Genomic DNA, 20,978 nt, shown 5'->3' on the forward strand with positions numbered 1-20,978 from the left:
CCCGAAGCCTTGTCCCCCAGCGCCACCACCGCGCGGAGACGCGCCTCCGCCCTGGGGTGATGCGCCCCCTCGCGTCAGCGCGCCGCTCGACACGGCTTGCGCCATGCCGGATGCCATGACGGTCGAGAGGGACAGGTTCCCATCCTCGGCGAGCTGGCCCACCTCCGAGCCGAAGACGGCCACGGCGGTGTTGTCGCCCCCGAGGAGGGCCGCTGCCGGGCCGGCCAGCTCCGCGGCGGTGCCCAGCGCTTCCCGGGCGGCGTTCAGACCCGGCATCAAGGGCCCGAGCAGGGCGGCTTCGGCGCGGCTCGCCGCCTTGCCCGCGAGGGCGATCGCCCCTTCGAGGGCCAGTGTCTCGATGCTCTCGAGCAGCCCTTCCGCCGGGTCGCCGACCTGCATGTTCTCCAGCCCGCCGACCTTCAGCGTGACGGCGCCGGTGATCTCCTCGCCGATGATGCCGCTGACCTTGACCGCGCGGTTGGCGCCCACGGTGACCTTGTGGTCCTTGCCCACCGAGGCGTTGTGAATTCCCTTCACCGCCATCTTCTCGTTGGCGCCGACGGACATCTCCCGATTCGTGCCGATGGTGCGCTTCTGGTTCACCGCGACCTTGGCGCTCTTGTCGTTGGCGGCCTTGATGTTGATGTCGTAGGCGCCATTGACGTAGACGCGCTGGCTGTCCGCCGAGTCGTCGAAGCTGACCTCGTTCGAGCCCCCCGCGCCGGGCGACGAATTGGAGCGGTGCCCGGACACCGTCTTCTGCGCGGGCAGGCTGTAGTCCGGCGGGTTCAGCGGGTTGTAGAGGCGCCCCAGGCACACGGGCCTGTCCGGGTCTCCCTCCACGAACTCGATGAGCACCTCCCAGCCGATGCGGGGAATCATCACGGAGCCCGTGGTGTGCGCCTGCGTGACGCGGACCCAGCAGGACGACTTGTCGTCCAGCATGCCGTCACGGTCCCAGTGGAACTGCACCTTCACGCGGCCGTGCTCGTCGCAGTGCAGCTCCTGCCCCGAGGGCCCCGTGACTCGCGCCGTCTGGAGACCCTGGATCCGCGGCCGAGGCGTCTCACGTCGGGGACGGAACACCTGCGCGGAGGGCACCACGTCGAAGTCCACCTCGCAGTGCGCCGCGCCGGTGTCCACGAGCGGACCGGGCTCCTGCTGGCCGTGGAAGCGCAGGTGCAGCCGGGACGCGGTGATGAAGTACTCGCCATCCGCGAAGGGGTGGCCCACCAGCGACACGCGCCGGCCCGGAGCCAGCGTCATCGCGTTGGTGCGGGCCCGCGCGGACTTCCGCCGTCCCCGGAGCTCCTCCAGGCGACGTTTCGCCAGCCGCTTGCCGTCCGCGGGCTGTGTGTACCGTCCCGGGTACTCGTACCACTCCGCCTGCACGGAGTCCTCGGCGAGCTGGTCCGCCGCCAGCTTCTTGGAGGGGTGCAGCATGTCGTAGTCGTCCAGGCTGACCTTGGAGACGCTGGCGCGCACGCCGCTGCGCCAGTCCCACACCGCCACCGCGTCGCCTCCGAGCGAGGCGTCGTAGCGGAAGGGCAGGGCGTCCGGCTCCATCACCTCGGCGGACTCGCTCGCGTCCGAGAGCACCATCACATGCCCGTCCGCGCTGTGCTCGAACGCGAACCAGATGCCCTCCTCCTCGAGCAGCCGGCACACGAAGTCCCACTCGGACTCGTCGTACTGCACGCAGTACTCACGCCGGGGATACGCGCCCTCCAGCGACCAGCGGAACAGCTTGTCCTCGAGCCCCGCGTCCTTGAAGACGGCCTTCACGATGTCCGGGACGGACAGCTCCTGGAAGATGCGGAAGCCGTACCGGTACGCGACGAGCCAGGGCTGCGGGACGAGCGTGAGCCGGTAGCGCACGAGCTGCGCCGGGTCATCCGTGGCGACGACGTCGACCCGGTCCACCACCCCCGACACCTCGCGCACCTGCCCGAAGGCGTCCTCCAGCACCACGTGGGCGAACCCGCCGCGCGCCTCCTCCGGCGCCAGCTCCGTCGCCGACAGGTCGAGCTCGAACACGAACCGCCGTGACACCTCTTCTTCGCCACGCAGGGCGTGGACGACCAGGTCCCCCCGCTGACCGGGGATGCTGGCGGTGACGGACACTGCCGAGGGCAAGTCGCTCATAAAGCCTCAGGCGCTCTTGTGCAGCAGCTGGTTGAGCACCTTGTTGTTCTTGATGACGACGGTGGGGGCCTTGATGTTGATCTGCCCGCTGGCCAGCAGCTCCACCGTGCAGGCGCCGCCCCGGAGGACCAGCTTGTTCTGGGCGGAGAAGGTGACGTTGGTGGCCTTTACCTTCATGCCTCCGCCCGCGGTGATGGCCACCAGGCCCTTGGCCGTGTCGGTCCTGCTGCCGCCGCACTTCACCTTCTCCACGCCCGCGTTCATCACGTAGCCCGCGCCGCAGGAGACGGACATCTGCTTGGCCTTGGTGAACTTCAGCGCGCCGATGGTCTCCGTGAAGTTCGTCGACACCGACACGAGCCGGCTCTTCCCCGCCAGCTCCATCCAGGCCGCGCCGACCTTCGTCGAGGAGGCCCCCACCACCTTGCGCGTGTAGGCGACGAGCGCCGTCACCACCTGCATCGCCGCCACCTTCCGGTCCAGGGTGCCCTGGATGCTCTCGGCCATGTCCCCGCCCACCTTCACCATGCGCGCGCCGCCGACGCTCACGCTCAAGTCCCCGCCGACGCCATCCGTGTAGTCACCCCCCACGTTGATGTCCTGGTTGGCGCCCACGCTGAGCGTCCGGTTGCCGGTGACGTTGGCGTAGTGGTTGCCTCCCACGCTCACCGTGTTGTCCACGCCCACCGAGCAGCGCTCATCGTTGGCGACCGTCATCTCCGCGTCGTTGTCCACCAGCAGCGTGTAGTCCTTGGACGCGTTGATGAAGATCTCCTCGGCGCCCGCCGCGTCCTCGAAGCGCAGCTCGTTGGCGCCCGGTCCGCCGCCCGTGGTCGCGCTCTGGATGGAGCTGCGCGTGGCGCCGTCCGGCAGCGCGTACGGAGGCGTGTGCTCGGCGTTGTAGAGGTGGCCCGCGACGAAGGGCCGGTCGAAGTCCCCCAGCTCGAAGTCCACCAGGAGCTCGAACTCCACGCGGGGGATGATGAGCGAGCCGCTGAGCGGAAGCTGGCCCACGCGCAGCCACGTGGAGCTGCGGTCATCCTTCAGGCCGGAGCGGTCCCATGGAAAGCGCACCTTCACCCGGCCGAAGGCCTCCGTGTGGATCTCCTCGCCCGAGGGCCCGGTGACGAACGCGAGCTGCGTGCCCCCGATGAGCGGCTTGGGCGGCGCCGTCACCGGCCGGTAGGGCACGGTGTGCGGGATGGCCCAGACCTCGTTCGAGTAGAAGCCGGGCCGCTGCGTGTCGTGCTCACTGGAGGCGTGGTGCACCACGCGGGTGATGAGCAGGTCCGCGTTGGCCTCCGTCCGGCCGTGCCCCGTCACGCTGAACGTCCTGCCGGGCTCCAGCCTCGGGCAGGTGCTCTGGCCCTGGAGCGTGCGCGTCCCCAGTCGCAGCCGCTCCATCAGGCGCCTGGCGCGCGTGCGGCCCGCCGCCGCCTCCACGAAGTCACCGGGATGCTCGTAGACCTCGCGCCCCGTGGTGGACTCGGCGCTGTGGGTCGCGGACAGGTCGACCGCGGGCCGCTTGAAGTCGTAGTCGCGCAGGAACACCTGGTCGGAGGCCATGCTCCGGCCATCACGCAGGTCGATGATGACGTCGTCGTCGAGCTGGCTGCTGTCCCGATCCACCAGCAGGCTCTGCCCCCGGATGGGCTCCAGCCGGGTGCTGTCGTCGAAGAAGAGCAGCCGCGCGCCGTCCGCCTCGTGGTGCACCGCGAAGCCGATGCCCTCCGAGTGGAGCAGCCGCGACATGAAGGCGAAGTCGCTCTCGTTGTACTGGACCACGTTGACGCGCGTGGGGGGCGGCTCCGTCAAATCCCAGCTGGACGTGTCCCCCAGGCCCGCGTCGTCGAGGACGCTGGAGACGACCTCCTGGACGCTCTGCTCCTGGAAGATGCGCGAGGTGCGGCCCAGCTTGAGCAGCTCCACCGGCGCGCAGATGACGACCACCAGCCGGAAGGCATGGCTCTGCGTGGCCTCCAGGTGCGCCTCGGTCACCACGCCGTGGAAGGGGCGGTCCTCCGAGCCGTCGTGGAAGCGCAGCCACAGGGCCGCGGGCGTGCCCGGCAGCGCGTCCAGGTCCACCTGCTCCGGCGTCTCCGCCTCCACCTGGACCCGGCAGCCCTCGCTCAGCCCTTCCGTGGCCTCCATCCGCAGGACGCGGAAGCTGGTGGGGTCGAACCCCTCCAGGGACAGCTCCAGGCTCAGTCGACGCATCCCCATGATGAGCGCCCCCTACTTCTTGAAGTGAATCTTCCCCTTGAGCTGCACCTTGGCGCCGCCCTTGAGGCCCTCCGCGTCCACCGTCAGCGTCGAGCCCGACAGCTCGAACACCTTGCCCCCGCCCTTGAGCTTCGCGCCGCCTGGCGCGGTGAGGGTCACCGTCTTGGCGGACATCGCGAAGTCCTTGCCCACCTTCTCGGAGATGGGCCCCGCGGAGGTGACGGCCACCGCGCCCATGGCCTCCAGGATGAGGTCCTCGCCCGTCTTGAAGTCCGCCAGGCCCGTGGTGAGCACCTTCGCCGCGCCCACGTCCTCGGACTTGGCGCCCTTGAGCACCTCCACCTTGGCGCCGCCCACCGTCTCCGTCTTCCCGCCGCCCACCGTCTCGACGATGGCCGTCGCCGCGTTGATGGAGAACGCCGCGCCCACGGTGCGCGAGCAGTCCGCGTTGAAGGTCTCCAGCACGTGGTTGGCCAGGACGTTCATCGGTCCGCCGATGGTGTCGCTGCGCTGGCCGTCCACCGTCTGGGAGAAGTTGCCGGTGACGCCCCAGTCGTCCACCGCGCCCACCTGGACCACCTTGGAGCCCGTCGTCTCCAGCACCGCGTTGCTCGTCACGCTGAGCCCCTGGTTGGCGCCGATGTCCACCGACTCGTCGCCTCCCACCAGCGAGGTGGACTGGTCGCCCACCTCCTCCCGCGCGTTGTTGACGATGTCCTCGGAGAGGTCGTGCCCGGTGACGAGCTTGAAGTCCTTGGAGGAGTGGATGAAGAACTCCATGCCCCCGTTGCCGTCCTGGATGCGCACCTCGTTCGTGCTCCCGCCGCCGGGCGAGGTGGCCGACTGGAGCGTGGACTGGGTCCGCTCGTCCGGGAGCGCGTACGGCGGCATCGTCTCCTGGTTGTAGAGCTTCTGCAGGACGACGGGGCGGTCCGGGTCTCCATCCAGGAAGCCCACCTCCATCTCCCAGCCCACGCGCGGCAGGAGCATGCTGCCGCTGGTGTTCTGCTGCTGCACGCGCATCCAGCACGAGGCGGTGTCGTCCACCTTGCCCTCGCGATCCCAATAGAAGTGGACCTTGATGCGCCCGAACTCGTCGACGTGGATCTCCTCACCCGGCGGGCCCGTGACGACCGCGCTCTCCTTGCCCCACACGCGCGGGCGCGGGGTGCGCCGCGGGGGCCGGAAGTCGGCGCCCGCCGAGGGGATGGCCCGCACGCGGGTGCCGAAGCGGGTGGACTCCCCGTCGTCCGCCTGGACCAGCGCGTAGTCGTGGGTGACCTGCAGGAGCAGGTACTCCTGGCAGAGGAAGGAGGGCAGGGCGTCGAGCAGGGAGAACAGGCGCCCGGGCTGGAGCCGGAAGCTGTTGCTGCGCGCCTCCAGGACCATCCGCTCCTGCACCAGCCCGCTCAGGCGGTTGCGCGCGCGGCGGACGCCATCCGAGGGGCTGGAGAAGGAGCCCGGGTATTCGTAGCGCGGGAAGTCCGCTTCGCTGGAGCGCTCCTCGGCCTCCAGTGGCTCGCTGGGGCTGCGCCAGTTCCAGTCCCGCGTGGTGTACAGGCCGTGCACCAGTCGCGAGGTGAAGGTGAGCTCCGCCACGCGCTCGTCCTCCGCGTGGAGGAGCGAGTCGCGCGTGAAGCCGAGCGCGGGTGTCCCCAGGATGGGCTCGTGGGCGGAAGGGGCGTCCGCGAGCTTCAGCACGTGCTCGGTGGGCAGGTGCTCGAACCAGAAGAAGATGCCCTCGTCCTCCAGCAGCCGGAGCACGAAGTCCAGGTCGCTCTCCTTCCACTGGGTGCAGTACTCCCGCTTCATGTAATCGCGGGACAGGTGCCACTCGGTGGAGTCCGCCGGCAGGCCCGCCTTCTCCAGGACGGCCTGGATGATCTCCACCGCCGTCATGTCCTGGAATATCTGGCTGCGGCTGCGGTAGCGCAGGCCGTGCAGCCGGGGCCGCAGGCGCAGCCGGTAGACGAAGCCGTGGGTCGCGAGCCTGGAGCGGTACTCCGCCTCCTCCACGACGCCGTGGAAGCAGCGCTCCTCGAAGCTGCCCTCCGAGAAGGTGGGGGAGAGCCGCAGCGTCCCCGCCGTCCCGATGAGGGCCGTCAGGTCCAGATCCGGATCATCACAGGCGAACTCGAGCTCCACGTCGAAGAGCTCGGACAATCCCTCGCGGGCCGTGGCCCGCAACACGATGGCTTCCGCGGGAAGGCTCGCATGGTCGATATGGGCACGCACCTCCATGCTGTCTCCCCCTGGTCGATCAGGATGTCAGTCTCAAGGACATCCTTGCCCAGATGCAACTCCAGGTGGCGCGGACGCCCTCATCCCTGGCGGCAACACCTCCCTGGGGGGGTTGAACGCGGACGGTGTGAAGTCTTCGGTCTCAAGTCCCCGACCGGCACTCCCAGAGGACCCGTGGAGGCTGGCGGCGACCCTCTCTAGAGGAGCGCTCGAAGCACTGACGGACCCCTGGTGAAGCGTGAGCCTTCGTACTTTCCGTGAACAGTGGCGAGGGATAATTCCCGCGAAAATGTCGCGTCGTCGTGCGTCAATGACATCCCGGACGCTGGATGTGCCCTGTCTTGAACTGAAAGGGGTGGCTGTGGCACGTTGTGAGCGATTCTGCTGGCGCGCAGCGACTTTCAGAGAGGATGCCATGCCGGTTAGTGGGGGGGGCTTCGGCCCACGGGCGCGGGTTTGCGTCGGGGGGTTCCCGGGAGTGACCTTGCTCTGGGCGCTGCTCGCGGGTGCTTGTGCGCACAACCCGCCGCCCCCGGCGGCGTGTGAGCAGCCGCCCCCATTCCTCATCCAGCTGGAGGCGGGCACGCGACTGAACCCGGATGACCAGGGCCGCTCGCTGCCGACGAACATCCAGGTGTACCAGCTCAAGGACTCGCGCCGCTTCGAGGCCGCGGAGTTCCAGGACCTCTGGCAGCGACCGAAGGAGGTGCTGGAGGAGGACCTGCTCGCCGTCGACGAGCTCACCCTGGAGCCGGGCCAGCGCCTGTCGCGCGAGGTGAACCGCACGCCCAAGGCGGAGTACCTCGCCGTGGTGGGCGTGTTCCGCCGTCCCGCGGGCGTGGTGTGGCGCGACGTGGAGCGGCTGCCCGCGGTGAAGCCGGAGGACTGTCGCCCCGGCGCGCCGCGCGAGACGTCGCTGCGCTTCCTCGTCGAGGACTACCGCGTCGAGGCCCGGGCCGGCGAGGTCCGCAGATGAAGACGCCGCAGCGGGTCGTCTGGTCCGAGGGGATGTTCATGAATCCCCAGCACCTGCAGCAGTCGGACCTCTACCACGAGGGCCTGCTGGCGGCCCGGCTCGGCGCGCTGACCCCGTACGACTGGGGCGTGGTGGAGCAGGAGGTGGACGAGAAGGCCCTCTTGGCCGGCCAGCTCCAGCTGCTGCGCTTCTCCGGCATCCTCCCGGACGGCCTGCCGCTGTCCTTCGAGCGCGGCCAGCCCGAGGCGCCCCAGACGCGGCCCATCGAGGAGCACTTCAGCGCCAACAAGCGCTCGCTGGACGTGTACCTGGGCGTGGCGCGCGAGCGGGAGGGCATCGCCAGCTACGGCGCGCCGGACGAGTCCACCACGTCGCCGCGCTTCTCCCTGGTCAACCGCACGGTGCCGGACCTGGCGGCGGCCGAGTCCGTGGTGCCGGTGGCCTTCGCGCAGCGAAACCTCCGGCTGCTCTTCGGCACCGAGCCGCGCGAGGACTACGACGTCATCAAGATCGCGGAGCTGGTGCGCGACAAGACGGGCGGCGTGGCGCTCGCGAGCAACTACATCCCCCCGTGTCTGCGCGTGTCCGCCTCGCCCTTCATCCTGGAGCGCATGCGCAGCATCCTCAAGGCGATGCAGGGCAAGCAGCGCGAGCTCGCCGACGGGCGCCGGCACCGCGACGCCACCGCGCTCGAGTTCACCGCCGGGGACGTGACGAAGTACCTGCAGCTGAGCGCGCTCAACGGGCTCATCCCCCAGGTGGCGCACGTGGTGGAGGTCGCGGACCTCAACCCGCAGATGGTGTACCTGCTGCTGTGCCAGGCGGCGGGCCAGCTCTCCACGTTCTCCGCGGAGGCGGACCCGGGCGACCTGCCCAAGTTCCAGTACACGAACCTGCGCGCCACCTTCGAGGGCCTGTTCCAGGTGCTCCAGAAGCTGCTGGACGTGGTCGCCATCGAGCAGTGCATCACCGTGTCGCTGGAGCCGCGCAAGGACGGCATGCACCTGGGGCGCATCGAGGACGAGCGCTTCCTGAAGTGCTCGCAGTTCATCCTCGCGGTGCGCAGCGACCTGCCCGAGGCGGACGTCGCCAAGAGCCTGCCGGTGCTGTCGAAGATCGCCAACTTCGCGGAGATACGCGACATCATCAAGGCCGCCGCTCCGGGGGTGCCGGTGGAGGTCACCTTCCGCCCGCCCGCCGAGGTGCCGGTGAAGCCGGGCGTCGTGTACTTCTCGCTCGAGAGCGGCGACCCCTACTGGAAGAACGTGATGAGCGAGCAGAACGTGGCCGTGTACCTGCCGCGTCCGTTCGAGCCGTCGAAGACGAAGCTGGAGCTGCTCGCGGTCCCCAAGGGAGGGAGCGGGGGGCCTCCGGCGAAGAAGAACGCCGTCAGTCGTTGAAACAAGGTCGTGCGGGGGGCCGTCCAATCACCGGCGAGCGGCGGTTCGCGGTGAGGCTCCCTGTCGACATGGGGTGGAGGCATCGACAGGATGGACCGGATCAATTCCATCACGCAGGAGTGCTTCGGGGCACTGCTGCAGCTGCGGCAGTTCGGGGACCATGCGCTCCCCTCGGCGGAGCTCGTGCACCGGCAGCTGCGCACGTTCTTCGACCGGCTGCTCAAGCGCGCCGGAGAGCTGGGCTTCAACCAGCAGGACGCGCAGGAGATTGCCTACCCCATCGTCGCGCTCGCCGACGAGCTGGCCCTGGCGCGCGCCGACACCTTCCGGGAGTACTGGCTGGCGAACCTGCTCCAGTTCCACTACTTCCGGGAGAACCGCGCCGGTGACGGGTTCTTCACGCGGCTGGAGGAGGTGCGCAAGGACTCGCAGCGCACCGAAATCCTCCGCGTCTACTACCTGTGCCTCATCTTCGGCTTCAAGGGCCGCTTCCGGGTGCGGGGCGGAGAGCTGGAGCTGATGCAGCTCACCGAGACGCTCCAGCGGGAGCTGGCCCGCACGCACAGGTTCGACACGGAGACGCTCTCCCCCCATGGAGACCGTCCGCCCGACAGCGCGGTGAGCGCCAAGCGCACGCTGCCCCTGTTGGCCATCTCCGCCGCCGCGGTGGTCTTCGCGCTGCTGGTCTACACCGGCCTGCGCATCGGCCTGTCCAGCAGCGTGTCCTCCCTCGTCGAGGAGGTCGCGGCCTCCTCTCCCCAGCAGCCCTAGGACGCTCGCGATGCTGCTGCTCACCTTGTTCATCGCGGTCTTCATCGTCATGGTGTGGACCGTCGTCATCCTCTTCAGCCTGCCGCTGTGGGGCGCCATCGTCCCCACCGTGCTGCTGGTGGCCATCGTCATCGGCGCGTACCTGTACCAGCGCCACCTGGCGTCCAAGGCCGCGCGCGACATCGAGCGGGAGCTGGGCGTGCAGGCGGACGCCCAGCTGCAGAACGTGCGGCCGGATCAGCAGGAGGAGATCCAGGCCATGCAGGCCGAGTTCTCCAAGGCGCTCCAGTCGCTCAAGTCCTCGAAGCTGGCGCGAGCGCGGCAGGGCAAGGACGCGCTGTCGGTGCTGCCCTGGTACATGATCATCGGCCCGCCGGGCTCCGGGAAGAGCACGGCGCTGCGCAACTCGGGCATCCAGTTCCCCTACCTGTCGGCGCGCGGCGGCGGCGTGAAGGGCGTGGGCGGCACGCGCAACTGCGAGTGGTGGCTCACCAACGAGGGCGTCATCCTCGACACGGCCGGCCGCTACACCACGGAGGACGATGACCGCGAGGAGTGGCTGAGCTTCCTCGACATGCTCAAGCGCAACCGCCCGCGCAAGCCCGTCAACGGGCTGGTGGTGGCGGTGAGCGTGGGGGAGCTCATCGGCATCGACGAGGAGCAGACGGTGCAGCTCGCGCAGACCATCCGCGAGCGCGTGGACGAGGTGATGGAGCGGTTGAAGATGATCGTCCCCGTCTACGTGATGTTCACCAAGTGCGACCTGCTCGCGGGCTTCGTGGACCTCTTCGGGGACCTGGCGAAGGCGGAGCGCGGGCAGATCTGGGGCTTCACGCTGCGGCCCGAGGATGCGCGCGAGGCGATTGGCGAGACGTTCGCCGCGCGCTTCGACGAGCTGGCGGAGGTGGTGGAGCAGCGCTCCATCGTGCGCCTGGGCTCGGAGCGGCACCCGGAGACGCGCGAGCGCATCTTCCGCTTCCCGCAGCAGTTCGAGGGGCTGCGCGGCAACCTCATCGAGTTCGTGCAGGCGCTGTTCGCGGAGAACGTCTACGCGGACACGCCGGTGATGCGCGGGGTGTACTTCACCAGCGGCACGCAGGAAGGCAGCCCCATCGACCGGGTGATGAACAAGATGGCGGAGGCCTTCGGCATCCGCCGCACCACCACGCCCTCGGGCAGCCGCCCCGCGGTGGAGTCCCGCTCCTACTTCCTGCGGGACATGTTCGCGGACGTGGTGTTCCCGGACCAGAACCTGGCGATGCGCAGCTCCGCGGAGGTGCAGCGCCAGAAGCGCATGCAGCTGGCCTACGCCGGAGGCTGCCTCGCCGTCGCGCTGCTCATCCTGCTCTTCCCGGCCATCTCCTTCTTCGAGAACCGCAAGTTCATCCAGACGACGCGGGTGATGGCGCAGGCGCTCAAGCTGGAGGAGGCCAACAAGGAGGGCGGCGCCGGGAAGATGGTCGACGCGATGATGCCCATGCGGCAGCAGCTCGAGCAGCTGCTCCAGTGGAGGGAGGACGGCCCGCCCACGGGGATGCGCTTCGGCATGTACCGGGGCGACGACCTGCTGGGGCCGCTCGGCGCGTTCTACGGCGCCACCGTGCGCCGCGTGCTGGTGGACCCGGTGCTCACGGGGGACCTCAAGGACGCGAGGGCCTGGGTGGAGAAGGCGCGCGACCGGGAGGAGCGCCCCACGGCGAGCTCGTACGCGCTCTACTTCGACCGGCTGAAGCTGCACCTGCTGCTCTCGGGGCCGCGCACACCGCGCGAGCCGGAGCTGGGTGAGGCGGAGCGCGAGTGGATCGTCAACAGCCTCCGGGAGCGGTGGGGGCGCAAGGCGGGCTTCACCGACAGCGCCCACCGCACCACGCAGATGGCGAACCACATCGACCTGTACGTGAAGCTGCTGGCGCAGGACCCGGCGCTCGCCTTCACGCGCAACGACCAGGTGGTGCGCGACGTGCGCGTGGTGCTGGACCGGCTGCCGTTCTCCGAGCTCGCGCTGGCGCAGCTCATCTCGGAGGTGTCGCGCAAGAAGGACCAGTACGACGTGACCCTCTCCTCCATCCTGGGCAGCACCGCTCAGCACATCAAGGGCACGGGCCGCGTGCGCGCCGCCTTCACGCGCAAGGGCTGGGAGAGGGTGGTGGAGCCCAAGCTGGAGCACCCGCTGCAGGGCGCGGACATCTGGGTGCTCGACAAGGACGCCAACTCCACCAACGAAATCGAGCTGGCGCGCCAGGAGCGGGCGCTGCGCTCCGCCTACTACAAGCAGTACATCGAGGAGTGGAAGGAGTTCCTCAGCACCCTGAGCATGAAGGAGCCCACGGACGCGACCGTGGCGCTGGCCATGCTGGAGGACCTCACCCGCGGCGAGCCGCCTCCGCTGGGAAAGCTCTTCCGCGCCGTGGCCTTCAACGTGCGGCTGGGCGGAGAGCAGGTGGAGGGCAAGTCCGACGCGGACGGCATGCTCGACAAGCTCAAGCAGAAGCTGGGCCCCAAGGGGAAGGTCATCGAGTCGGGCGTGCGCTTCGCCAACGGGAAGCTCTCCGAGGACGAGGCGCCGAGCGAGGAGGAGGAGCGTGACTACACCGCGGACGACGTGGAGCCCGCCTTCGCGGGCCTCCTGAAGTTCGGCGCCGCGCCGCCGCAGGCGAAGGGGCCCGACGCGCCTCCGCCCGAGGCCATCCCCCTGGACATCTACCAGGAGCAGCTGCAGTTCCTCCGCGACGCGCAGCGCGCCTCCATGGAGAGCCAGTCGGAGACGGCCGCGATGATGACGCGGGTGCAGACGGCGCGCGTCATCATCCAGTCGCTCATCCAGGCGCAGGAGGTGGGGTGGCGCCCGCGCATCGAGGCGCTCTTGTGGCCGCCCATCGAGAAGATCTCCGACCTGACCATCCGCGAGCAGGGTGGCAAGGCGAGCGACCAGTGGTGCAGCGAGGTGGCCAACGCCTTCAAGCAGAAGCTGGCGGGGCACTACCCCTTCAACCGCAACGGGCAGGACGCGGCGGTGGCGGACGTGGGGGACTTCTACCGCTTCGAGTCCGGCACGCTGTGGGGCTTCTACGGCGGCGTCCTCAAGAGCCACGTCGAGCAGTCGGGGACGCGCTTCAAGTTCGTCACGCGCGCGGGCCGCGCGGGCGGCAACATGTACTACGGCTCCGTGCTCTCGTTCCTCGCGCGCTCGCGGGAGATCTCCGAGTCGCTCTTCGGCGCGAGGGACGCCGAGCCGGGCGTGAAGTTCGCCTTCCACATCCGCCCCTCGCCGAAGCTCTCCTCCATCCGCTTCACGGTGGACGGACAGACGGTCGAGTACAACAACGGCCCCGAGGAGTGGCACAACTACGAGTGGCCCGGGAAGGGCGGCAAGTCGCTGGGCGCCACCATCCGCGTGCGCAACAACCAGGGCAAGACGGAGACGCTCGAGCAGGAGGGCGAGTGGGGCCTGTTCCGCCTGATGGAGGAGGGGACGCCGAACGTCTCCGGCGGGGGCCGGACGTTCTCGGTGACGTGGTCCATGCCCTCGCTGGACGCCGAGGTCATCATCGACTTCCGGCCGACGCGCAGCGCCTCGCCGTTCTTCGGCGTGTCTCCGGGCCGCACCCCCAAGCTGATGCAGCCATTCCGCGCGCCGGGGATGAGTCCTCCACGCGTCATCGCGAAGGGAGGCGTGGGATGCTCGGGGTAGTCGGCCGCAACCAGGTGGCGCTGTTGGGCAAGGCGCCGTGTCAGGGAGACTTCATCCGCTGGAACGCGGCGGATGCGGTGTCACAGGCCTTCCACCGGTGGCTGGAGGAGTCGCACGAGGCGGTGCGGCGCGCCAACACCCAGCTGCCCTCGGAGCCCACGTGCTTCGTCTTCACCATGCCCGGCGGACGCCAGGCCCTGGTGGGCACGCTGGCGACGAGCACGGACAAGGTGGGGCGCGTCTTCCCGCTCGCCGTGTACGTCGCCGTCGACGCGGCGGGCGCGGCGGAGCAGTTCCCGTCGATTCCCGACAGCTTCCGGGCCTTCTTCGCCGCCGGCGCGCGCCTGCTCGCCGACGCCGCGACGCTGTCCGCCAGCGAGCTGGAGTCGCGCGTGGAGGCGCTCTCGGCCGTGTCCTCCGCGGACACAATGGGCGCGAGCGCGCAGCGCCGACGCCTGGAGTCGAGCCCCGCGGGGCCGCTCGTCCAGCGACTGCAGGGCGACGGCGCCGCGCCCGGCGTGGCCTACTACGCGTTCAACACCTTCCTGAAGGCCTGCCAGGCCGAGCGCGGCAAGGAGCCCGCGAAGCCGGGCGTGACGCTGGAGTGTCCGTTCCCGGAGGCGCTCGGGCCCTTCTGCTGGGCGGAGCTGGCGAAGCGGCAGCTGGGCTGGCGCTCGATGCCTCCGGCGATGTTCTGGCACCTGGGGCCGTCGCCGCGGCTGCTGCTGTCCATCGGCACGCCGGGCGTCGCGCTGCTGATGCACCTGGCGAAGCCCGAGCACTCCAGCATGAAGGTGTGGCCGCTGCTCACCCGGCAGCAGTCCGCCATCGACAGCGCGCAGAAGGCGCTCACCCCCGCGAGACGGCAGGCGCTCGAGGACCCCACCACCCCGGTGGAGTCGCTGCTCGCCGCGTTCGGGACCTGAGCACGAAGGCCGCACGGCGAAAGGAGGGCGGATGGCGATGACGTTGGAGCAGCTCAAGCAGCGCGCGAAGGAGTGGCTGGAGCCGGTGTCGGCGGCGTCGCCCGCGGGCAAGGCGGCCAAGTCGGAGCCGGGCTACCTGGCGGTGCTCGCGGAGGTGGCCAAGCTGGAGGCCGTCACCGGCGGCGCCGTCGACTGGGCGCTCGTCCTGGACTCCAGCGGCAAGGTGCTCCAGACCAGCTCGAAGGACCTGCGCATCGCCACGTACCTGGCCCAGGGCCTGTACCAGACGCAGGGCCTGGACGGGCTCGCCACGGGCCTCGTCGTCGTCTCCGAGTTGATGGACCGCTACTGGCCGGAGCTCTTCCCGGAGCTGACGCGCATGCGCGGCCGCTCCAACGCGGTGACGTGGCTGGTGGAGCGCGCGTCCAATCAGCTGCCGTCGCTGGAGGTGGGCGCGTCGGACCGCGAGCGCGTGGAGGCGCTCGACGTCGCGGCCAGGCGCCTGGCGGAGGTGGCGCGCCAGAAGTTCGAGACCAACGGGCCCGCGATGCGCCCGCTCCTGGAGAGCGTCCAGCGCCTGCTCGCGTCGCTGCCCGAGGCCGCGCCGCCCCCGCCGCCCGTCGCACCCGTCACGTACAAGCCCGCACCGGCTCCGAGCGCGCCGACTCCTCCGGCCGTGGCGCCTCCGCCGCCACCGAAGATCGCTCCGGTGGCCGTGCCCGCGGCGGCGATGCCCGAGGTAGGCGCGCTGGCGAGCGCGGAGGGCGCGGTGGACTTCCTGCGTCAGACGGGCACCGCGCTGGCGAGCGCGGCGGGGCTCGTGCGGCGCGCGTCGCCCGCGGAGCCCATGCCCTACCGGCTCCTGCGGGTGGGGCTCTACCTGCACCTGGCCCAGCCGCCTCCGGGGGACGCCAGCGGCAAGACGAGCATCCCCGCGCCGCCCGCCGCGCTGCGGGCCAACCTGGAGCGCATGGCGGCGAACTCGCGCTGGGTGGAGCTGCTCGAGGAGTCCGAGTCGGCGCTCGTCCAGCACCGCTTCTTCCTGGACCCGCACTTCCTCAGCGCCCGGGCGCTGGGCGAGCTGGGACACGCCGCCGCGCGCCAGGCGCTGATGGGCGAACTGGCCTCGTGGCTCAAGCGCATGCCCACCGTCCCGGGGCTGCTCTTCGGCGACGGCACCCCCGTGGCCTCCAATGAGACGCGGACCTGGCTGGACACGGTGCTCGCCACGCCTGTGGCGCCAGCCGTTACACCCGCCTCACGCGACGAGAAGGACGACGCCAGCGCGGACGTGCTCGCCGAGGCGCGCAAGCTATTGGCTGGCGGGAACCCCGCGGGCGCCGTGGGGCTGTTGCAGACCCAGGTGGGCGCTGCGGGCACGGGCCGCAAGCGATTCGTGGCCCGGCTCTCCCTCGCGCGGCTGTGCGCGGCGGCGGGGCAGGCCCCCGTGGCGCGGGCCCTCTATGAGTCTTTGGACCGGGAGTCGGTGACGCACGGGCTGGATGTCTGGGAGCCGGCGCTCGCGGCGGAGTGTCTGGAAGGATGGCTTGCGCTCACGCGGCCTCCTCCAAAGTCGCCGGAGGCGCTGGTGTCTGACTTCACTGCCCGTTATCATCGGCTGTGTCTGCTTGATCCCGGTGCTGCGCTGAAGGTGTCTCTGTGACGGGGGGCAGCGAAGCCATCCCCAACCAGGAGGTCGTGCGGTGAGCAAGGAAGGGTCTGTGGCTCCGAAGGAGCGCGTCAACATCGTCTACAAGTCGGAGACCGGGAATGCGCAGTCGGAGGTGGAGCTGCCGCTCAAGGTCCTCGTGGTGGGCGACTACACCGGTCGTCAGGACGAGCGCCCCGTGGAGGAGCGCGCGCCCATCAACATCGACAAGGGCAACTTCAACGAGGTGATGGCCAAGCAGGGGCTTTCACTGGACGTGAGTGTGCCCAACAAGCTCTCCAACGAGCCGGACGCGTCCATGTCTGTCTCGCTGAAGTTCCAGACGCTGGCGGACTTCACCCCGGAGGGCATCGTCAACCAGGTGCCGGAGCTGCACCAGCTGTTGCAGCTGCGCGCGGCGCTCAACGCGCTGAAGGGCCCGTTGGGCAACGTGCCCGCCTTCCGCAAGAAGATCCAGGCGCTGCTCGGGGACACCGAGGGACGTCAGCGATTGATGGCGGAGCTGGGGCTGGACAAGAAGTCGGAGTAGGGCGGCATTCGCAAACGCACTCAGAAAAGGCGTGACACAGATGAGCACTGAAGCCAAGGCGTTGGCCCCGGTCGAGACCGCCGATGCCGCCCCCTCGCTCCTGGACGAAATCCTGTCCGAGACGAAGATGAAGCCCAACGACGACGGCTACGACGTGGCCCGTCGGGGCGTGCAGGCCTTCATCGCGGAGATGCTGGCCCCGGGCCGGTCGGCCGAGCGCGTGGACAAGGCGCTGGTGGACGCGATGATCGCGGAGGTGGACCAGCGGCTGAGCGCGCAGGTCAACGAGATCCTCCACCACAAGGACCTCCAGTCGCTGGAGTCCGCGTGGCGCTCGCTCAAGTTCCTGGTGGAGCGCACCGACTTCCGGGAGAACGTCCGGGTGGAGGTGCTCAACGCCTCCAAGCAGGACCTGCTCACCGACTTCGAGGACGCGCCCGAGGTGGTGAAGTCCGGCCTGTACCGCACCGTCTACTCCAACGAGTACGGCGTCTTCGGCGGCAAGCCCTACGGCCTGGTGGTGGGCAACTTCGACATCGGCCCGGGCGCGGAGGACCTGACGCTGCTGCGCAGCATCGCCTCCGTGGCGGCCATGTCCCATACGCCCTTCGTGGCCAACGCCTCGCCGGAGTTCTTCGGCCAGCCGTCGTTCCTGGAGCTGCCGGCGCTCAAGGACCTGAAGTCCCTGTTCGAGGGGCCGCAGTACGCGCGCTGGCACTCGTTCCGCGAGAGCGAGGACGCGCGCTACGTGGGCCTGTGCATGCCGCGCTTCCTCTTGCGGCTGCCCTACAGCGAGAAGACGGTGCCGGTGAAGTCGTTCAACTTCACCGAGGACGTGGTCGGCTCGCATGACCGCTACCTGTGGGGCTATGCCTCCACGGCGTTCGCCACGCGCGTGACGGACTCGTTCGCCAAGTTCCGCTGGTGCCCGAACATCATCGGTCCCCAGGCGGGCGGCGCGGTGGAGCAGCTGCCGCTGCACCAGTACGAGGCCATGGGGGAGATCCAGACGAAGATCCCCACCGAGGTGCTCCTCACCGAGCGGCGCGAGTACGAGCTGTCGGAGGAGGGCTTCATCGGCCTGGTGTTCCGCAAGGACACGGACAACGCGGCGTTCTTCTCCGCCAACTCCGTGCAGAAGCCCAAGTTCTTCGGCAACAGCCCCGAGGGCAAGGTCGCGGAGACGAACTACCGGCTGGGCACCCAGCTGCCCTACATGTTCATCATGTCCCGCCTGGCGCACTACGTGAAGGTGCTCCAGCGCGAGCAGATCGGCAGCTGGAAGGAGCGCTCGGACCTGGAGCGCGAGCTCAACCAGTGGATCAACCAGTACGTCGCGGACATGGACGACCCGGCGCCGTCCGTGCGCTCGCGCCGTCCGCTGCGCACCGCCCGCATCAAGGTGGAGGACGTGGAGGGGCAGCCGGGCTGGTACCGCTGCAACCTGCAGGTCCGCCCGCACTTCAAGTACATGGGCGCATCCTTCACGCTCTCGCTCGTCGGCAAGCTGGACAAGGAGTGAGCTGAGCGGGCGTGAGACCCGGAGCCGAAGGGTCCTTCCGGTCGCCGTACCCCTCAGGGACGGCGGCCACCACGCAGTCCGGAGCCCCGCGGCACGAGGGCTCCTGTTCCACGTCGCAGGCGTCACACCACCAACAAGCAGGGGGAGAGCCACATGGCCGAGACAGTACATCTGTACCTGAAGGCGAACGGGAAGGACATCAAGGGCGCGAGCACCCAGACGAGCCTCGGTCGCGAGGACTCCATCGAGTGCGTCTACTACGAGCAGGGTGTCGTCACCGCGCGCGAGGCCGGCTCCGGCATCGCCACGGGCCGCCGCCAGTACCAGCCGCTGCTCATCAGGAAGCGCATCGACAAGGCGACGCCGCTCCTGATGAAGGCGCTGACGAACAACGAGGCCATCGACGCCACGTTCAAGTTCTTCCGCCCCAGCCCCACGGGTGACGGCACCACGGAGCAGTTCTACACGGTGACGTTCTCCAAGGGCCGCGTCGCCAGCGTCAAGCAGGTGGTGGAGAACACCATCGTCCCCGCGACGGCGACCAACCCTCCGCTGGAGGAGGTCTCCTTCGTGTTCCACACCATCAGCTGGACGGTCAGCGAGGGTGGCGTGACGCACGAGGATACGTGGGACAAGCAGCAGTAAGGGGAGCCATGGCGCGTGCTCCCTGAAGGGAGCGCGGGCCGGGGCGGCGAGGCAGGAGGGAGCGACGGGATGGGACGCGGGTTGTTGTCGCGAATCGAGGTGGGGACGGGCTCGGCCGAGCGAGAGCAGGACATGACTGACTCCATTGCCCAACACCTGCGCGTGCTGCTCAACGCGCGCAAGGGCGGCTCGGCCACGGTACCGGGCTTTGGAGTCATGGACTTCACCGACCTGGTGCACACCTTCCCCACGGCCATCCAGACGCTCCAGTCGGCCATCCGCGCGACGGTGTTGGAGTTCGAGCCGCGCATCCAGCACGTGAGCGTGCGCCACGTCCCGGACGTGGACCCGCTGCTCTTGCGCTTCGAAATCACCGCGCAGCCCGCGGGCAAGGGCGCGCGGGGGATGCTCCGCTTCCGGACGCAGATGTCGCCGGGAGGCAAGGTCGAGGTCTGGTAAGCGAACCGGTACGGCGGGGGAGTCGCGGTGTTCAGCAAGTACTACCAGAGCGAGCTCACATATCTGCGGGAGATGGGCCGCGCGTTCGGCACCGTCAACCCGGCGCTGGCCGGGCTCCTGGTGGAGCGCGGTGGCGACCCGGACGTGGAGCGGCTCCTGGAGGGGTTCGCGTTCCTGACGGCGCGCGTGCGCGAGCGCATCGACGGCGCGGTGCCGGAGGTGATTCACGGGCTGACGGAGCTGCTCCTGCCGCACTACCTGCGGGTGGTGCCGGCGTGCTCGGTGGTGGAGTTCACGCCCCACGCGCGCCTGTTGCGCGGCCGCTCCCGGATTGCGGCGGGGACGGAGGTGGGCGCCAAGCCCGTGGACGGCACCGTCTGCACCTTCAGAACGACGCGCGCGGTGGACCTGCTGCCGCTGACGCTGACGGAGACGACGCTGGACCAGTCCTCGCCCGCGGCGCCCGTGCTGCGCGCGCAGCTGCAGCTGGTGGAGCAGGGCCGGGCGGAGATCTTCACGGAGGAGGGCCTGTCGCTGTTCCTCCACGCGGAGCTGCCGGTGGCGTCCATGCTGCTGGTGTGGCTCTTGCGCCATTGCAAGGGCGTGGTGCTGCGCAACCCCGCGGGCGGTCCGTCCGTGCGGCTGGGGCCGGAGTGCCTCCGCGCCACGGGCCTGGAGGCGGGCAACACGCTGTGGCCCTGGCCGGCCACGGTGCCGGAGGGCTACCGGCTCCTGCAGGAGTACTTCACGCTGCCGCAGAAGTTCCTCTTCATCGACGTGAAGGGGCTGCAGGCGGCCAGCGAGCTGCCCGGCCAGAAGCTGGAGCTGCTCTTCGAGTTCGAGCGGCCGCCCGCGCTGCCCGGGCGCCTGCCCAAGGATGTCTTCCGGCTGCACTGCGCGCCGGTGGTCAACCTCTTCGCCGCGTCCGCGGACCCGGTGCGCACCGGCTCCCTGGGCCATGAGCACCTGGTGCGCGCCTCGGGCGTGGAGCCGGGGCACATGGAGGTGTACTCGGTGGACTCCGTCACGGGGTTGCCGCAGGGCCGCACCGAGCGCCAGCAGTACCGGCCGTACTTCGACTTCGCGCACGCCACGGGCGACGCGTCGCGCTTCTATCGGCTGCACCATGCCCTGTCGCCGCTGGATGACGCGATGGACGTCTCGCTGTCGTTGGGCAGCCCGCGCGACGCGACGCCGTCGCTGGCGGATGAGACGCTGTCCATCGAGCTGACGTGCACCAACCGCTCGCTGCCCTCGCGGCTGCAGGTGGGGGACTTGAGCGTGCCCACCGCGGCGTCGCCCACGACGGCGCGCTTTCGCAACATCGTCGCGGTGACGCGGCCGTCCAGGCCGCCCATGGGCTCGGAGCTGCACTGGCGGCTCTTGTCCCACCTGAGCCTCAACCAGCGCTCGCTGCTGGAGCCCGGCGCGCTGCAGTCGATGCTGGCGCTCTACAACTTCCAGGCGACGGCGGACCAGTCCACCGCGCGCGCCAACGAGCTGCGCGTGGGCGCGCTGCGGGAGGTGAAGGGCCAGCCGATCACACGCTTCCTCCAGGGCGCCCCCGTGCGAGGCGTGCAGGTGACGGTGGAGCTGGACGAGGCGGGCTTCACGGGCCCGGGGGACGCGTTCCTCTTCGGCTGCGTGCTCGACGAGCTGTTCGCCTCGCACGTGAGCCTCAACTCCTTCAGCGAGCTCGTGCTGCGCCTCCAACCCTCTCGACTGGAGTACCGGTGGCTTCCCCGGAACGGCCGACAGACGATCTGCTGAAGGCCGTCCAG

The 20,978-nt window shown here is 69.7% G+C and carries 14 protein-coding genes; 11 read left to right on the forward strand and 3 right to left on the reverse strand.

What is annotated here, in order from left to right:
- The 3 genes from FL311_RS17885 to FL311_RS17895 all read right to left on the reverse strand — a co-directional run.
- On the reverse strand, positions 1-2,145 hold a 2,145-nt coding region (locus FL311_RS17885; RefSeq protein WP_141326379.1), incomplete at its 3' end, for a type VI secretion system Vgr family protein.
- Between the two features lie 6 nt (positions 2,146-2,151).
- The gene (locus FL311_RS17890; RefSeq protein ID WP_141326381.1) at positions 2,152-4,368 is read right to left on the reverse strand and encodes a type VI secretion system Vgr family protein; all 2,217 of its coding nucleotides are present in this window, start codon (positions 4,366-4,368) and stop codon (positions 2,152-2,154) included.
- 12 nt (positions 4,369-4,380) lie between these two features.
- Complete coding sequence (locus FL311_RS17895; protein ID WP_141326383.1) at positions 4,381-6,609, reverse strand: type VI secretion system Vgr family protein; 2,229 nt, start codon at positions 6,607-6,609, stop codon at positions 4,381-4,383.
- 478 nt (positions 6,610-7,087) lie between these two features.
- Here FL311_RS17895 and tssJ point away from each other — a divergent pair, with 478 nt between their 5' ends.
- From tssJ to tssF, 11 genes are all read left to right on the forward strand, one after another.
- Complete coding sequence (tssJ, locus tag FL311_RS17900) at positions 7,088-7,585, forward strand: type VI secretion system lipoprotein TssJ (protein ID WP_194869248.1); 498 nt, start codon at positions 7,088-7,090, stop codon at positions 7,583-7,585.
- On the forward strand, positions 7,582-8,985 hold the full coding sequence (gene tssK, locus FL311_RS17905; RefSeq protein ID WP_141326387.1) for a type VI secretion system baseplate subunit TssK: 1,404 nt from the start codon (positions 7,582-7,584) through the stop codon (positions 8,983-8,985). The genes tssJ and tssK overlap by 4 nt, the downstream gene beginning before the upstream one ends.
- A gap of 90 nt (positions 8,986-9,075) precedes the next feature.
- Complete coding sequence (locus FL311_RS17910) at positions 9,076-9,756, forward strand: DotU family type IV/VI secretion system protein (protein WP_141326389.1); 681 nt, start codon at positions 9,076-9,078, stop codon at positions 9,754-9,756.
- Positions 9,757-9,766: 10 nt separating this feature from the next.
- Positions 9,767-13,447, forward strand: a complete 3,681-nt coding sequence (tssM, locus tag FL311_RS17915) for a type VI secretion system membrane subunit TssM (RefSeq protein WP_141326391.1) — start codon at positions 9,767-9,769, stop codon at positions 13,445-13,447.
- Positions 13,435-14,373, forward strand: coding sequence for a type VI secretion system-associated protein TagF (gene tagF / locus FL311_RS17920; protein ID WP_141326393.1), 939 nt, complete (start codon positions 13,435-13,437; stop codon positions 14,371-14,373). The genes tssM and tagF overlap by 13 nt, the downstream gene beginning before the upstream one ends.
- A 31-nt stretch (positions 14,374-14,404) precedes the next feature.
- Positions 14,405-16,036: a type VI secretion system protein TssA gene (tssA, locus tag FL311_RS17925; RefSeq protein ID WP_141326395.1), complete on the forward strand. Its 1,632-nt coding sequence runs from the start codon at positions 14,405-14,407 to the stop codon at positions 16,034-16,036.
- Between the two features lie 58 nt (positions 16,037-16,094).
- On the forward strand, positions 16,095-16,571 hold the full coding sequence (gene tssB, locus FL311_RS17930) for a type VI secretion system contractile sheath small subunit (protein ID WP_223747570.1): 477 nt from the start codon (positions 16,095-16,097) through the stop codon (positions 16,569-16,571).
- A 40-nt stretch (positions 16,572-16,611) separates the two neighbouring features.
- The gene (gene tssC / locus FL311_RS17935) at positions 16,612-18,093 is read left to right on the forward strand and encodes a type VI secretion system contractile sheath large subunit (protein ID WP_141326399.1); all 1,482 of its coding nucleotides are present in this window, start codon (positions 16,612-16,614) and stop codon (positions 18,091-18,093) included.
- 153 nt (positions 18,094-18,246) lie between these two features.
- Complete coding sequence (gene tssD / locus FL311_RS17940; RefSeq protein ID WP_046714479.1) at positions 18,247-18,738, forward strand: type VI secretion system tube protein TssD; 492 nt, start codon at positions 18,247-18,249, stop codon at positions 18,736-18,738.
- Positions 18,739-18,807: 69 nt separating this feature from the next.
- Positions 18,808-19,197 carry a type VI secretion system baseplate subunit TssE gene (tssE, locus tag FL311_RS17945; protein WP_141326401.1) on the forward strand — a complete coding sequence of 130 codons (390 nt, stop codon included), beginning with the start codon at positions 18,808-18,810 and terminating at the stop codon, positions 19,195-19,197.
- A 27-nt stretch (positions 19,198-19,224) separates the two neighbouring features.
- Positions 19,225-20,967: a type VI secretion system baseplate subunit TssF gene (gene tssF / locus FL311_RS17950; RefSeq protein WP_141326403.1), complete on the forward strand. Its 1,743-nt coding sequence runs from the start codon at positions 19,225-19,227 to the stop codon at positions 20,965-20,967.
- Positions 20,968-20,978 lie beyond the last annotated feature (11 nt).

This window comes from Myxococcus sp. AB025B, assembly GCF_006518215.1.
Classification (GTDB): Bacteria; Myxococcota; Myxococcia; order Myxococcales; family Myxococcaceae; genus Myxococcus; species Myxococcus fulvus.